Source organism: uncultured Campylobacter sp. (genome assembly GCF_937980635.1).
Classification (GTDB): domain Bacteria; phylum Campylobacterota; class Campylobacteria; order Campylobacterales; family Campylobacteraceae; genus Campylobacter_B.
Genome location: NZ_CALJPG010000001.1, coordinates 20,615 through 34,756, shown reverse-complemented (window position 1 = coordinate 34,756; position 14,142 = coordinate 20,615). Strand labels below are relative to the sequence as shown.

13 protein-coding genes, 4 tRNA genes and 2 pseudogenes are annotated in these 14,142 nt (G+C 45.7%); 8 read left to right on the top strand and 11 right to left on the bottom strand.

Translation table 11 applies throughout. The features are described from left to right. From Q0460_RS00195 to Q0460_RS00180, 4 genes are all read right to left on the bottom strand, one after another. The gene (locus tag Q0460_RS00195; RefSeq protein WP_299083375.1) at nucleotides 1-1,227 is read right to left on the bottom strand and encodes a tyrosine-type recombinase/integrase; all 1,227 of its coding nucleotides are present in this window, start codon (nucleotides 1,225-1,227) and stop codon (nucleotides 1-3) included. A gap of 238 nt (nucleotides 1,228-1,465) precedes the next feature. Continuing rightward, a tRNA-Lys gene (locus Q0460_RS00190) sits at nucleotides 1,466-1,541 on the bottom strand. 11 nt (nucleotides 1,542-1,552) lie between these two features. Continuing rightward, a tRNA-Asp gene (locus Q0460_RS00185) sits at nucleotides 1,553-1,629 on the bottom strand. Between the two features lie 59 nt (nucleotides 1,630-1,688). After that, nucleotides 1,689-1,764 (bottom strand) — tRNA-Val (locus Q0460_RS00180). A gap of 128 nt (nucleotides 1,765-1,892) precedes the next feature. Between Q0460_RS00180 and Q0460_RS00175 the strand changes: the two genes are divergently transcribed. The 3 genes and pseudogenes from Q0460_RS00175 to Q0460_RS10590 form a co-directional block, all read left to right on the top strand. Beyond that, nucleotides 1,893-2,480: a transglycosylase SLT domain-containing protein gene (locus tag Q0460_RS00175; protein WP_297942060.1), complete on the top strand. Its 588-nt coding sequence runs from the start codon at nucleotides 1,893-1,895 to the stop codon at nucleotides 2,478-2,480. A 50-nt stretch (nucleotides 2,481-2,530) separates the two neighbouring features. Then, a pseudogene (locus Q0460_RS00170) lies at nucleotides 2,531-2,953 on the top strand (3-deoxy-8-phosphooctulonate synthase); the annotation flags it as partial. Nucleotides 2,954-3,328: 375 nt separating this feature from the next. After that, nucleotides 3,329-3,685, top strand: a pseudogene (locus tag Q0460_RS10590) (3-deoxy-8-phosphooctulonate synthase); the annotation flags it as partial. A gap of 217 nt (nucleotides 3,686-3,902) precedes the next feature. On the opposite strand, the gene Q0460_RS00160 reads toward Q0460_RS10590, so the two are convergent. Beyond that, entirely contained in the window at nucleotides 3,903-4,163 is a 261-nt protein-coding gene (locus Q0460_RS00160; RefSeq protein ID WP_299083371.1) for a helix-turn-helix transcriptional regulator, read from the bottom strand. Between the two features lie 321 nt (nucleotides 4,164-4,484). Between Q0460_RS00160 and Q0460_RS00155 the strand changes: the two genes are divergently transcribed. Then, complete coding sequence (locus tag Q0460_RS00155; RefSeq protein WP_299083368.1) at nucleotides 4,485-5,894, top strand: FibroRumin system radical SAM peptide maturase; 1,410 nt, start codon at nucleotides 4,485-4,487, stop codon at nucleotides 5,892-5,894. 127 nt (nucleotides 5,895-6,021) lie between these two features. Next, nucleotides 6,022-6,098 (top strand) — tRNA-Glu (locus Q0460_RS00150). A gap of 56 nt (nucleotides 6,099-6,154) precedes the next feature. On the opposite strand, the gene Q0460_RS00145 is transcribed toward Q0460_RS00150, so the two are convergent. Genes Q0460_RS00145 through Q0460_RS00120 form a run of 6 tightly spaced genes read right to left on the bottom strand, consistent with a single transcriptional unit; the run spans nucleotide 6,155 to nucleotide 10,340 of the window. After that, nucleotides 6,155-6,931, bottom strand: a complete 777-nt coding sequence (locus Q0460_RS00145; protein ID WP_299083364.1) for an energy-coupling factor ABC transporter ATP-binding protein — start codon at nucleotides 6,929-6,931, stop codon at nucleotides 6,155-6,157. Beyond that, nucleotides 6,928-7,575, bottom strand: a complete 648-nt coding sequence (locus Q0460_RS00140; protein WP_299083361.1) for an energy-coupling factor transporter transmembrane component T — start codon at nucleotides 7,573-7,575, stop codon at nucleotides 6,928-6,930. Before Q0460_RS00140 ends, Q0460_RS00145 begins: the two co-directional genes overlap by 4 nt. After that, entirely contained in the window at nucleotides 7,572-8,213 is a 642-nt protein-coding gene (locus tag Q0460_RS00135) for a hypothetical protein (protein WP_299083358.1), read from the bottom strand. Before Q0460_RS00135 ends, Q0460_RS00140 begins: the two co-directional genes overlap by 4 nt. After that, nucleotides 8,210-8,809 (bottom strand): cobalt transporter CbiM, encoded by a 600-nt coding sequence (gene cbiM / locus Q0460_RS00130; RefSeq protein ID WP_299083356.1) that lies wholly within the window; start codon nucleotides 8,807-8,809, stop codon nucleotides 8,210-8,212. Before cbiM ends, Q0460_RS00135 begins: the two co-directional genes overlap by 4 nt. Further along, the gene (locus tag Q0460_RS00125; protein WP_299083353.1) at nucleotides 8,799-9,578 is read right to left on the bottom strand and encodes a hypothetical protein; all 780 of its coding nucleotides are present in this window, start codon (nucleotides 9,576-9,578) and stop codon (nucleotides 8,799-8,801) included. The genes cbiM and Q0460_RS00125 overlap by 11 nt, the downstream gene beginning before the upstream one ends. Before the next feature lie 12 nt (nucleotides 9,579-9,590). Further along, nucleotides 9,591-10,340: a DUF4198 domain-containing protein gene (locus Q0460_RS00120; RefSeq protein ID WP_299083350.1), complete on the bottom strand. Its 750-nt coding sequence runs from the start codon at nucleotides 10,338-10,340 to the stop codon at nucleotides 9,591-9,593. A 140-nt stretch (nucleotides 10,341-10,480) separates the two neighbouring features. On the opposite strand from Q0460_RS00120, the gene serS reads away from it, so the two are divergent. The 3 genes from serS to rsfS are packed head-to-tail and all read left to right on the top strand — an operon-like array spanning nucleotide 10,481 to nucleotide 14,134. Beyond that, entirely contained in the window at nucleotides 10,481-11,731 is a 1,251-nt protein-coding gene (gene serS, locus Q0460_RS00115; RefSeq protein ID WP_299083347.1) for a serine--tRNA ligase, read from the top strand. Between the two features lie 7 nt (nucleotides 11,732-11,738). Next, on the top strand, nucleotides 11,739-12,527 hold the full coding sequence (locus Q0460_RS00110) for a hypothetical protein (protein ID WP_299083344.1): 789 nt from the start codon (nucleotides 11,739-11,741) through the stop codon (nucleotides 12,525-12,527). Further along, nucleotides 12,524-14,134 (top strand): ribosome silencing factor, encoded by a 1,611-nt coding sequence (rsfS, locus tag Q0460_RS00105; protein ID WP_299083341.1) that lies wholly within the window; start codon nucleotides 12,524-12,526, stop codon nucleotides 14,132-14,134. The genes Q0460_RS00110 and rsfS overlap by 4 nt, the downstream gene beginning before the upstream one ends. Nucleotides 14,135-14,142 lie beyond the last annotated feature (8 nt).

Here is a 14,142-nt window from a genome sequence, read left to right as displayed (position 1 = left end):
TTAAAATTTAAACCCCAACCCCTTTAAATAACCTAGCCACCATGTTAGAACCCTACGTGTATTCTCAATATTCGTAGCTTTGTTATAAATCTTTTGTATATCTTTTTGTGCATGAAAAAGGGTGCGTTCAATGCTATAAGGATCCAGCTTGTTCTCATGGATTTTCTCATATGCAAAGGTTTCTAGTATCTTTCTAAAAGAGTGAAAGACCAATCTATTCTTAGCTATTACGGGAGCATAGGTTTTAAGTGCTTTAACTAGAGTCATATCGCTTAGTACCTCTCCTTGCGTATTGGCAAAGCATAACGGGCAGCTACTATTATGAGCACTCAATCTTTGCAGCCATTGCCCTACTTCTGTAGGAAGTCCCAGATGTTCATCACCATTGCTTTTTACCTTATTCTCATCTTGCGGGAATAGTAAGTAGTATTCTCCGTCATCGCCTACTTTTAAATGCTCATGGGTTAAATTCCTTACGTTTGAGCTTCTTAGCCCGGTAAGCAGTCCAAAGATCAAAGCATTCTTAACACCTATTTGATGAGGATAGTTCATGATAAATTTAATAAGTACGGTTAAATCCAAGTCATCTTTTATATATGGGTATTCGCTATGGCGAGGTATATTATAAAAGTCCTTAAACACCTCTTCTGCAAATAATGGATTTTTAGAAATATCTCTTATACGAGCATATCTGAATAGTCTTTTAATGAGTTTGAATAAAATTTCTAAGGAAGCGTATTTTTCATTATCGTAATAATAATCCAGTATCGGCATAATATCCTTTTTGCTTATCTTGTTTATATCTTTGTCACAAATATCCCTTAAAGCTTTAAAGCTCATATCTCGTCTTTTAGAGGTTGCTAATGCAACATTGCCGTTATGTCTGCAAAACTGCTGGTAAACACTCGCTAGAGTATTACTTGGGGCGGCTAGTTTAGTAGAACCATCTACTATTAAACCTTTAAGCGCTTCCTTAGCTTTGCTTAGGCTTATCTCATCTGCATTGCCTAAAGACTTAATCAGCTTGCCGCCTATGCAATAGTGATAGTGCCTATGGATTGTTTGTTCTCCCTTTTTAGTAAATGAGCGGTAAAATCTAACTGCTATATGCTCATCTATCATTTCCACCATAGTATTTTTGCGATGAGGCAGGGAAAAATTTCTGATCACTTTATCGGGGTCTGTTTTAAAAGCCGGATCGTCTTTAATCTTGGAAAAAACCTTCATAACTGCTTGTCCTTTAAAATTTAATATAGTTTCATAGGACAAATTATAAAAGCTTCCAAAGAGTTTAACAAGCTTAAGAGCTACTATACATTTTTTAATATATAGTAGTTTCTCTTAAACTACCTGTATAATCTAGCGTTTTTAGTATTTGAAATTTTTTTGAAAAAATTTGAAAAAGCCGTAAAACAGGGCTTTTAAAAAAATCAAAAAACTAAAAATAGGGGGAAAATTTGATAGATGGTGTCCTGCGTTGGATTCGAACCAACGACCCCCTCATTAAAAGTGAGATGCTCTACCTACTGAGCTAGCAAGACATCGTAAGAAGTGGCGCGACGAATGGGGCTCGAACCCACGACCTCCGCCGTGACAGGGCGGCATTCTAACCAGCTGAACTACCGTCGCACCAAAAATTACACTCGCACACAAGTGTTAAAGAAGTATGAAATCCAATGATTTCAAAATGGTGGTCGCTGTAGGGATCGAACCTGCGACATCCACCTTGTAAGGGTGGCGCTCTACCAGCTGAGCTAAGCGACCGTTTGGGTTCAAAAAAGAAATGTGATTATATATCCAATACGATTAATTTTCACTTAAACAATGATGAAAAGACTGAAATTGTGCTATACTTGCGACATAAAATTTTATCAAAGGCTCGGTAAATTTAGATGAAAAAGTTGGTTTTCGCCCTGTTTTTAGCGCTTCAAGCCCCCGCTTACTCGCCGAACGAGATCGTAAACGCCATCGCCGCAGTAGCGCAAAACGAAGGCGTAAAGCCCGAGATCCTCTACACTATCGTCAAAATCGAAAGCGACTTCGAGCCCTACACGATCTCCTTTTTGACAAACAAAGCAAACGCCGATTATTTTGCAGGCCTGCGCAATCAAAATATCCGCATCAAAACGAGCAACTACAGCCTAAATTCCAGCAAATGGGTCGTTACGATAATACCGGCAAACGAAATTTACGCCGTGCAGATCGCCAAGTACCTGTATGAGGACGGATTTAGCATCGACGTAGGGCTCGGGCAGCTAAACGCCGTAAATTTCAGCCAAAATGAGATAGATTATATATTTAACCCGATGTACAACCTCACCAAATGCGCCAAGATCCTGCGCAAATGCTGGAACGCTAAAGACAAAAATATCAAAGACACGATCGAATGCTACAACTACGGCATGCGCAAACGCTACTCAAACCCATACTACAAGCGCTTTTACGAGCATTACGAAAAATTTTTCGGCAAGCCCTATTAAGAGTTAGTAAAATTTCGCTAAAATCGCGCAAATTTTAAAAAGGATATTTCATGATACTGATCGCAGGACCCTGCGTGATCGAAAGCCGCGATCTCATAATGCAAGTCGCGGAAAGTTTGCGCAAATTTAACGAAATGAGCGGGGTGGAATTTTACTTCAAAAGCAGCTTCGATAAAGCCAACCGCACCAGCATCTCAAGCTTCCGCGGCCCGGGACTGCAGCGCGGCTGTGAAATTTTAGCCGAGGTAAAGGAAAAATTCGGCTATAAAATTTTAACCGACATCCACGAAAGCTACCAGGCAGAGCCCGTCGCGCGCGTCGCCGACGTGCTGCAAATACCCGCGTTTTTGTGCCGCCAAACCGACCTGCTCGTCGCCGCAGCCAGCACACAAGCGGTAGTAAACATCAAAAAAGGTCAGTTTTTATCGCCGCAGGCGATGAAACACAGCGTCGAAAAGGTACTGCAAACCCGCAGTGCACGGGCTTATACCCCGCAAAGCGGCGCGGCATCTAGCGATACAAAGGCCGCTCAAAACAGCGCCTGCTCCGACGATGCCGAAATTCGCTGCGTGCAAAACGGCGCTCAAAGCGGTGCGGATAGCGGTTCTTCGGTGCTGGGCGCGCAAAATTCTTGCGGTACCGGTCAGGACGCACAAAATTTTATTCATACTTGCGGCGCTAAAAGCGGTGCCGAAAATGCCGCTAAAGGTACGGCGACGCCTTGTGCCGCACGAAGCGATAACGAAGCGCAAAACACGCCGCAGCCAAACCTCTCTCATGCTTGCAACGCGCAAGACAGCTCGATAAGTGCTGCTCAAAACGCCTCGCAGCCAAGCGGCGAAGGCATGCACGATCTGGCGCGCCGCCACGGCGTTTGGCTCACCGAGCGCGGCAGTACCTTCGGCTACGGAAATTTGATCGTCGATATGCGCTCGCTGCCGATTATGCGCGAGTTTGCGCCGGTCATTTTCGACGCGACGCACAGCGTGCAGATGCCTAGTATCGGCGCTACGAGCGGCGGAGATTCGCGCTTCGTGCCATACCTTGCACGAGCGGCGGCGGCCGTGGGCGTGGACGGCTTTTTTTACGAGACGCACCCTGATCCCGCTCACGCGCTTTCGGATGGGCCGAATATGCTAAATTTGCAGCAGCTAGAGCGCGTCGTAGCGCAGACGCTCGCGATTCAAAAAGCGCTCGGATTTTAAAATTTTAATATATTGGCAAAATTTGCTTTTTCTTGATGCCTATTGAAAGGCAGTTTGAAATTTTAACGCTCGCAGGGCGGGCGTTAAAATTTTTTATTAAACACGATGATTCACACTCAACAATGTAAAAATATCTAGCATAAATCGATAGGCTTATCATCGCGCTTGATCATTGTCTGTTTTGCCAAAAAATTCAAACTTTCAAGTTTATAAATTTTTAAACCTCAAATTTAAAAATTTCGCCCACCTCGACGCCTAAAATTTTTGAAATTTTATAGATATGCTCAAGATTGAAGTGCTTGTCGTAGCGGCAACTCTCGCAGTTTGAGTAAAATGCGACCGAGCTTATATCCATACTTAGCGCCATTTCCAGCTGGCTCATACCTTTGCTTTCGCGTAATTTGCGGACGTTAGTAGAGATTTGAACATAAAAATTTCGTATCTCGTCGGTGCTAAAAAAAGCTAGATTTTCACTCATTTTTTTATCCTATAGGTAAAGTAAAAATTAAACTTTATTTGGATAAAATCCGCAAATCTATATCCTATAGGATAAGTAATTAGTAAATTTCTAGAGAAAGGAGAAGAAATGAGCGCCACTATAAATCAATATGAAAAGCTATTCGGCAAAATTGTTGAAGTTGTCGTAGGCCGAACTTGCGCTTGCTTTTGTTCATGCAGTTGCGGTATGTGCATATGCTCGTGCCGTGGTCGCAGAAGTGAAAACGACGAAATTGCATGGGAAATATGCTAAAAATTTATCGGCGGACCAAAATCCGCCGATACTATTTCAAGGATTTTTATGATTTTTTCAAAATATGGCTTCGCCTTTCATGTAGGTAATGATGTAGCATTATATAACTCTTTAAGGATGAAGCCGATCTATTTAAGCGATAACAAATTTAAGAAAATAAAAGAGACCGTTGACAAAAACGTGAAATTATCACAAGATTTAAAATGCGAAATCGATGAATTGATAAAGTATAAAATTTTAGTCAAAGAGGGCGATGATGAAAAAATTTTAAATTTTGTAAAATCGGTTATTCCTCAGCCGCAAATAAACGTATGCTATTTTATTTTAAGCGAACAATGTAATCTGGCCTGTAAATATTGCTTTTTAGGCAACAATAATCAGGAAAAGAGAAAGCGCTTCAAAAAAGAAAATATGAGTAAGCAAACGGCAATGGATGGAATTTTATTTTTCATAAAACAGCTCGAAAGTGCAAATTTCGATGAAAATTCCAAGCCTACCATTTTATTTTACGGTGGCGAACCACTTTTAAATTTCGAAACACTTGTTTTTATAGTAAATAAAATTAACGAGCTTAAAAAGAGTTGTAAAGTTTTAGAAAAAGTTGAATTCGATTTGATTACAAACGGGCTCTTATTAAACAAACAAAGGCTTTTAAAGCTAAACGAACTTGGCGTAAATATCGGTATTTCTATAGACGGTTGTAATGACGAAACAAATAAAATGCGCGTGGATGTCGGCGGAAATTTTGTATTTGAAAAAATTATACAAAAACTTGATTTGGCAAAGTCACTTGGGGTTCCAATTTCGCTTTCCATAACGCTTACGCAAGATAGTATCAAAAATAAAAACGATATGCTTGAGCTTGTCAAAAAATACAATATAAAAGGCTTTGGTTTTAATATTTTAATGTCGGATAAGAATATCTCGGATTTACATTATCAAAAAACGAGTGAGTTTTTAATCGAAATGTTTAAAGAACTGCGCAAGCTTGGAATTTATGAAGATAGAATGATGAGAAAGGTAAAATCCTTTGCAAAATCAAGCGTTTATTTTTCGGATTGTGCAGCCACAAGCGGCGGGCAGATTGTAATTGCGGCAAACGGAGATGTGGGAATTTGCCAAGGCTGTTTGTATGATAGAAAATATTTTGTAACGAATGTCTTGGATGAAAATTTTAATCCGACGACTAATGAAATTTGGCAAAGATTTCGCCATCTCTCGCCGCCTGAAAAGAATGAATGTCAAGAATGTGAAGCTCTTGGCATTTGTGGTGGCGGCTGTCCGATAAGTGCGGCAAACGAAAAAGCAGGCAATACGATTGATTCTTTGGATAGAAGATTTTGTATTCACGCAAAAGAGAGTTTAAAATTTCTGATCTCAGACCTGCATAGGATCATAACAAAAGGCGAAAATAGCGAAATTTATGAAAAATGCGAAGTTGAGAAATTAACGAAATAGTGTTTTGCAAATAGTGAATATTTTATATATTTTAGCATTATGACGTCATTAATAACCCTCAAGAGCTTGTAGCCAATTTAGGCATTTTATCTAAAATTTTGTTTTTGTCGCTATAATGCGGCTTCTTGACCTTTTCGTCTAGTGGCTCAGGACGTTGCATTCTCAGTGCGAAAACGCGTGGTTCAAATCCCGCAAGGGTCGCCATTATGGACTTATACAAGCCTCTTGATTTTAAACGATAAATTTATCTATGATTTTTATCATGGGCTTTCATACAAGCCGTCAGATTTTAAATAATAAATTTTATCCGCGATTTTATCGATGAAGTTTTTATCGTGCGAGACGATGATCTCGCTTACGTCAAGCTCCGCCAAAATCCCCGCCACGCGCTCCTGCATCGCCTCATCAAGCGCCGTCGTAGGCTCGTCCAGTAGCAGCATCCTAGGCTCGCACACCAGCGCACCCGCAAGCGCCACCAGCTTTTTCTCGCCGCCACTTAGATGAAATGGCACCCGCTCGCGCAGATGCTCGATTCCCAGACGTCGCAGCGTCTCCAGCGCCTTGCGCTCGATCTGCTCTTCACTTAAAATTTCAAGCTTTTTTAGATGGTCGTTTTCGCTGCCCTGCCTTAAAATTTCCGCCTTACGACCAAAAAATTTAGAAAAAATTCCACGCCTTTGCTCTGCATTTCGTGCTCGTTTTAACCGCTCATTTTGCGCACGCAGGCTAAATGCGACGTCCTCAAACACGCTCGCGCACAAAAATTGATCATCGCTGTTTTGAAACAAAAACCCGATCTCGTGGCGAAATTTTACAAAATCCTCCGCGCACTCAAGCTTCTCGCCGAAAAGCTCGATCTCGCCCTCGCCCCATTGCCTTAGGCCGCCTAAAATTTGAAGCAGGCTCGTCTTGCCCTGCCCGTTCGCGCCCAAGATCGCCACTTTTTCCTTATGTCCTACGCTCAAACTTACGCCGCGAAAAATTTCTCGCTCGCCGTTTTTAGCGCTTATTCCATACGCCTTAAGCGAACAGCTCATAAGATAGCTCCGATTTTAACAGATACGCACGCCAGCACGAACGCTAAAAACGAGGCCTCCGAGATGCTCAGGCCCTCGCGACGTTCGTAAAATAGCCTACCGCAAAACCCTCGCGCGCTCATCACCAGGCTTAAATTTCTTGCTTGCTCAAGCGCCGAAATCGCTAAAATCCCGACTAAATTCGCATAAATTTTATAGGTGAAAATTCCGCTCGTCCCTACAAATCCGCGCATGCGCAAAAGTGCTTGCAGCCTCGCTAGATCCGAGCGTAAAAAATTTACGAATCGCCCGCAGCAATACACCAAAGAGCTTAGCTTTTCGCCGAGCCCGAGCCCGTAAAATCCGCGCGCGAAAAAATATTCGTCCTTGCCGTAAAATAGCAAAATCGCAAACACCATTATCAAATTTGCGCGCAAAAATATCACGCCCGCAAGCTCGTAGTTGCCGACTATGGCGGGACTTAACGCGCTTAAAATAGCAAAGATATTTAATACCGCAAGCCTTGTGCAAACCGCGCGCGCAATCGAAATTTTAAGCGCAAAAAGAAGCAATGGCGGGGCAAAAAACGCTGCGTAAAGCTGCCCGCTAAGTCCGACGCCGAAGCTGAAGATGAAAAACGCGAGCAGCGATACGGCGGGGCTCATTTGCGCGCTCTTTTCGCTAGCCACATTAAGCCAAAAAAACCGAAAATCAAGGCCAAACAAAGCGCGATTTTAGGCGCCTCGGCAGATTGGCTTTGAAACGCCAGGCTCCTGATATCGCTCTTAGGGCTTTCTTTCGGCAAGATGCTTTGCGAGGCGGAATTTTCCAAAGGCTCGGAAGTGCTTGAAATTTTATTTTCAGGCGTACTAGCTTTCGGCACGATATTTTCGGACGCGCTGTCTTCGGACGCGGAATTTTTAGCGGCGTTCGAATTTTGCGGCATAGGATTTTCAGAAACGTCAGAATTTTGCGGCGTGGAATTTTCAGGATCACCGGAATCCTGCGGCGTAAAGTCCTCGGCGCTAAATTCCATCTGCGCGCCGTGCCCTGCACCTCCATAAATTTGAATAGTAAAATTTTTAGTGGGTATTCGTATGCTCGCAAGTCCCTCTTTATCAGTCTTGGTCCGCAAAATTTCGCGCCCGTCCACGCTAATTAAAACTTCGCACTCCATGCAGGGAGAATTTTTATAAAAATAGCTATAAATCGCCACTCTATCGCCCTCTTGCGTCGCGAAAAGATGAAGCGCGTGCGAAAATGCAAAGGAGGTCAAAACCGTTAATAACAATAGCGCTCTCATCGCCTCTGTCCGCCGTGAAATTTCGTAATAAAGCTAAGCGCAAAAAGGGTGATGATCCCTTCCAAAACGGCTAGAATCGCGCCTTCGAGCGAGATGAGCGTCGCGATAGCAAAAAACTCCCGCCCGCTGATGAAAAGCACGAGATCAAGAAGCAGCATCGAGCAGACGATCGGCACGAAGCCCGCCAAAAATAGATAAATTTTTTGCGTGCGCGCTTTTAGTTCTTGCGCTTTTGCGGCGGCGGCAAAGAGCCCGCCTAAAACCGCTGGAAAGCCGATGACTGCGGTATTTACGCCGAGCACGCTAAGCCCTCCGAAGCCGAAAAATACCCCTTGCAAAAACAGCGCAACGAAAATCGCCAAGATCGCGCGCGAGCCCAAAAACGCGCCCACGAGCCCGCTTAGCATCAGGTGCATGGAGCTGACACCCACGGGCAGGTGCACGAAAGAGGCGACGAAAAACAGCGCGCTAAAACATGCGATCCTAGGGATCTCAGACTGCCTTACGCGCCATAAAATCGCCGCCACCGCAGGCGCCGTAACCGCCCAGCCTGCGAGCAGCACGGGCGCGCTCAAAACTCCTTCGCTAATGTGCACGGCTCGCCTCCTTTAAATCGCTCCCGCTTTTTAGACGCGCAAAAACGCGCGAAGTAGCTAAATTTAAGGCATTTGCGAACTTTGCGATAACCGCTTTGATTGCTATAGATCTTGCTTTTACGGCTTTAATCGCAGCAAAATTTGCGACTGTAAAACTCGCGGCTTGCGTCCTATTTGCGGCGGCTGTTAGCGCAAGACTCGGAGCGGTCTCGGAACTGCTTGCGGAACCGGCAAATTTGATAAATTTTACGGCTTGCATGGCGCAAGAATTTTCGCTTGCTACATTTGCAGGAGCGACAAGCGGATTTTGCGACGCAAAATTTAAGGCTCCGAACAATCTCGGCGCGGTGCTCTCGCGGTAAAACAGAGCCTGTGAAATTTTAAAAGGCAGGGTTTGCAAAATTTCAAAAAACGAAATTTTGCGTGCTGATATTTTACGCTCGTAAATCCACGTATGTGAAATTTTACGGCTCGAAGCTCCTAAGAGTGAACTTCTATCGAGCAAAATTCTGCGCAGCAGAGCTTCGTTACTTAAAATTTTACTCGGCGGAATTTTGCTCCGTAAAGTTTTAACCAAACCCCGAGACACAGACTGTGCGCGGGTGCAAAACGGCAAAATTCTGCCCCGTAAAATTTCAGCCGCAGAATTCGCTGGAAATTCTACTCCCAAAATCAAAACGTGCGAAAATAAAATTTCAAAGCCTCGTCCAAACACAAATTTAAATTTATCCGCAGCCGCGCAAATTTTGCCCGAAAAAAGAGATCTCACCGAGCCGCTCCTCTACTTTTTCAACTCGTCTGCTTTGATCCAAAGCACGGCTCCCAGCTCGTTTACGGGCTGCTCGCTTCCTTTGGCGGCTTCCTCCTCGCTAAGAGCCGCAAAGCCCCACCAGCCGGCAACCGGCATCACGAAGCTAAACTCGCCCGCGCCGTTGGTTTTAACGACCTGCGTGACATGCGCCTCGCTAGGGGCTTTGTAGCCCTTATCGTTATATAGCTCGATCTCCACGTCCGCGCCCGGGACGGGCTTTCCGTGCAGTAAAAAAACTCCGCTAAATATCTCTCCCGCATACAGCGCATAAGGGCGCACGAGCGGCACGATCTCCGCCTCTAGCCCGAGCGGCTTATCCCAGCCTTCGCCCGCGTCGTAAGCATCGACGTAGGTTTTGGTGATATGGCGGATCATCTTGCGCTCAGCCGGCTCGGCATAGGGTTTCGGATCAAAATAAAACGCCAAAAGCGATGGCTTGTCAGCTTTAAATTCCGCCGCAAAATAGGAATTTTCGCCCTTTTTCTGCTCTTTTAGGCTGCCTAGGAGCGATTTTTTCTCGCCGTCAATAAAAACGCCAAATTCTGCGGGCTTTTGTAGATTCATAGACTCCTGCAAAAACGGATGGGAGAATTCCAAATTTAGCTTTAAAGTAGCGTCTTTTTGATCCTCTACTACATTTTTATCCGTTGTAAGAACGCCGAAATGTGCGAACGCAAGGCTCGCTGCGAAAATTCCTAAAAAAGCAAATTTTGCCTTCATGTAATACCTTTCATAATAAAATATTACGGAATTGTATCACTTTTTTTCATCCGTATTGCTTAAATGTGGGTTTATTTTGAGTATTTAAAGCAAACTTTAGTTAAAATGTCGCAATTTAAATTACCAAAAAGAGGCAGAAAATGATAAATTTAAAACTTATCGAGACAAACTTCGACGAATTTAATAAAAAACTTATCGCCAAAAAAGTCCCGCCGCAAACCCTGCAATCGCTACTAGATGCCTATAACGAGCTAAAATCCAAAAAAACAGAACTGGAAAACCTCCAAGCCGTGCAAAATGCAAAGAGTAAGGAGCTCGGCCTCGCCGCACGCGAGGGCAAGGACGTAGGCGCGCTAAAATCGCAGCTTGAGGAAAACAAGCAAAAGATCCAATGCCTAAGCGAGCTCGTAAATGAGCGCGAGCAAAGCTTAGAAGCGATCGCCGCGTGCGTGCCGAATATCATCGACGACGACGTGCCGATCGGTGCGGATGAGAGCGAAAACGTCTGTATCAAAAAGGTGCTTGATCCGCGCACATTCGACTTCGCGCCCAAGCAGCACTTCGAGCTCGGCGAGGCGCTGGGATGGCTTGATTTCGAGCGCGGCGTTAAACTCAGCGGCAGCCGCTTTACCGCGATCCGCGGGCTGGGCGCAAAGCTGAATATGGCTCTCATCAATTACATGATCGAATTTAATAACTCGCGCGGCTTCGAGCTCGTAAATATGCCGTTTTTGGTGCGCGATCAGATCCTATACGGCACGGGTCAGCTGCCTAAATTTAAAGACGACCTCTACCGCGTTGACGACGAGGAGCAAAACCTCTACCTCATCCCTACGAGCGAGGTTACGGCGACGAATCTCTTTAACGATGAAATTTTACGTAGCGAGGAGCTGCCGATCAAGCTCACCAGTTACAGCCACTGCTTTCGCAAGGAGGCAGGCTCGGCGGGGCGCGATACGCGCGGCATGATCCGCCAACACCAGTTCGAAAAAGTCGAGCTCGTCGCCATCACGCGCCCCGAAGATAGCGCAAAGATGCTTGAGGAGATGATTTCATGCGCGAGTGATCTGCTAAGCAGCCTTGGCCTTCCGCACAGGCACATGCTGCTTTGCAGCGGCGATCTTGGCTTTAGCGCCGCAAAGACCGTGGATTTGGAGGTTTGGCTGCCAGGGCAGAACCAATACAGAGAGATCAGCTCGATCAGCAACTGCCGCGATTTTCAGGCGCGCAGAGCCAAGATCCGCTTCAAAGACGGCAAAAAAAACAGCCTCGTTCACACGCTAAACGGCTCCTCGCTCGCGGTCGGACGCACGCTGATAGCGGTGATGGAAAACTACCAGCGCAAGGACGGCAGCATCGAAATCCCACGCGTTTTAGAAAAATATATGTAGGCGGCCCGTGCGAAAGCCTTACAAAGACCAAAATTCTAATGCCCGCTTCGCAACCGCTGGATTTTGCGCGGAAAAATTTAGGGGGCGTGGCGTTAAATTTTTCGCGCCGCAAAACGTAGGATTTTTTGCAACAAAATTCGGCGAAGCGGAATTTTGCGGCGCAAAGCCCAGGGCGCGCGATGCCGAGTTTCGCGGTTTTAAATTTTGCAATGAAACGCTTCGTCATACGCGACAAATTCGGCAATCACAGCACTCGCATTTTAAATTTCACGACGAGAAATTTGATAGCGCGAAATTTACAACCTACGGGACGAATTTTTTAGGAACAAACTTTCGCGGCACGGAATTCTGCAAATCAAAATTTAGGATACGCGGCGTCAAATTTTACAAAGCAGAATTGCGAGAAACGAGTTTTTTAAATCGCACTGCGAAATTTTATGCGGCTAAATTTCACGGCGCGAAATTTCACGAGATGAAGTTCCAGACGCCAAATTTAGAGCTTAAAATGAAATTTAACGCAGCGAAATTCGGCGGAGTAAAATTCCGCGATGGCGCGCTTTTAAAATTTGCCGCCGCAAAAGGGCTGCGACGCAGTCCTAGCCTTTGTGCCGCTGCGCCTTTTAAATTTACCGCGCCGCAAAACGCGGGATTTTTTGCAACAAAATTTGACGAAATAGAATTTTGCGGCGTGAAATTTCATAAAACAAGATTGCGGCGCGCAAAATTTTATACCGCGGAATTTGCGGCGAAGAGCGAGAAATTTTGCGGCGCGAAACGGCGCGGAGCGGGCGCGTGAAGATCGCGCTTTTCGGCGGCAGTTTCGATCCGCCGCACGCAGGACACGACGCCGCGGTGAAGGCGATTTTATCGAGCTTAAAGCCCGACTTGCTAATCATAATGCCGTCGTTTCTAAACCCGTTTAAAAAGAGCTTTTCGGCGCCGCCGCAGCTGCGGCTCAGATGGTGCCGCGCGCTGTGGAGCGACGCCCCGGGCGTGGAGGTAAGCGATTATGAAATTTCGCAAAACTGCCCGGTACCCACGATACAAAGCGTGAAATTTCTGCTCGAAAAATACGGCGCGAACAGCAAAATCGCGGCGGAGACGGCAGGCAAAACGAATGAAGCCCCGACAGCCATAACGGATAGGGCTCTACCTAACGGCGCAAATATTGCAAATAAAATTTCTGCCGGTGCTTATACTCCTGGCAGCGCGAGCGAAATTTTACTCGAGAAGACGGACGGGGCTTTGTCATGCGATATAGGTAAAATTCTAGGCGGCGACGCCTGCTCTGTCGATAGTACGGGCGGGACGGACATCCCCGCTAACGCAAAAAACGAAGCTCTGCAAGGCGGAATGGCGGATCAAATTTTGGTTGGTAGCAAAAGCGAAATGGACAAAATTTCGCAAAGCAAGGTGGATAGCAAGGACGGCGCGAGTAAAATCCAAAACGCAGATAAAATTTCAAATGCGAGCGAAATTTCAAACGCAAAAAACCGCGAAATTCCAAGTAGCATAGCGAGCGAGAGTTCGGATGCGGATGAAATTTCAGGCGCGAATAAAATTCCAAGTGGCGGCGCAGACGGCGTATGCAACGTAAGCGGTAGCGCAAATGAAACAAACGGCATGGGTAGAGCAAATAACGTAAGCAGCGCAAGTAAAGCAAATGATAACGCAAACGGTGCGAATGATACAAACGGCGCAGGTCAAGCAAATAACGCAAGCGATGCGAGCGACATAAATGATATGAACGACGCGCATAGCGCAGGCAACGTAGTAAATTGCATAGGTAGCACAGGCGGCGCATATACAGTCTCAAAGCTCTACATCGTCGTGGGTGCCGACAACCTAGCCGAGCTTCATAAATGGCGCGATTTTAGCGAGCTGCAGAAGTTGGCGGAGTTTGCGGTGCTTACGAGGCCGGGCTACGAGATCCCGCGACAGTGGGCGGCTCTAAGGCGCATCGAGATTGACGTAGATGCGAGCTCAAGCGGTTTTAGGCGAGATTTCAAAGGCGAAATTCCGCCCAAGATCGCAGCAGAGGTCATAAAATTTTATAAAAGGAAAGATATGCAAGATCCAAAGCAAAGGGCGGAGCGGATCGCCGAAATTTTAAACGAAAAGAAAGCCGAAGATGTCCAGATCATCGATATGAGTGAGCGCGAATACATCGCAAAACTCGTAGTTATCGCCACTACGCTAACCTCCCGCCATGCAGCCTCGCTTATCGAGGAGCTAAAAAGCGTGCTAAAGCCGCTCGGCGAGGAGTTTTTGGCTATCGAAAGCGGAGATGAGTGGAGCGTCGTCGATCTCGGCGACATCATAGTCCATCTCATCAGCGAGGCTTACCGCGCCAAATACAATATCGAGGACTTCCTCGACAAGCTCAAAAAAGAGCAATTTTAAGGAGGGAG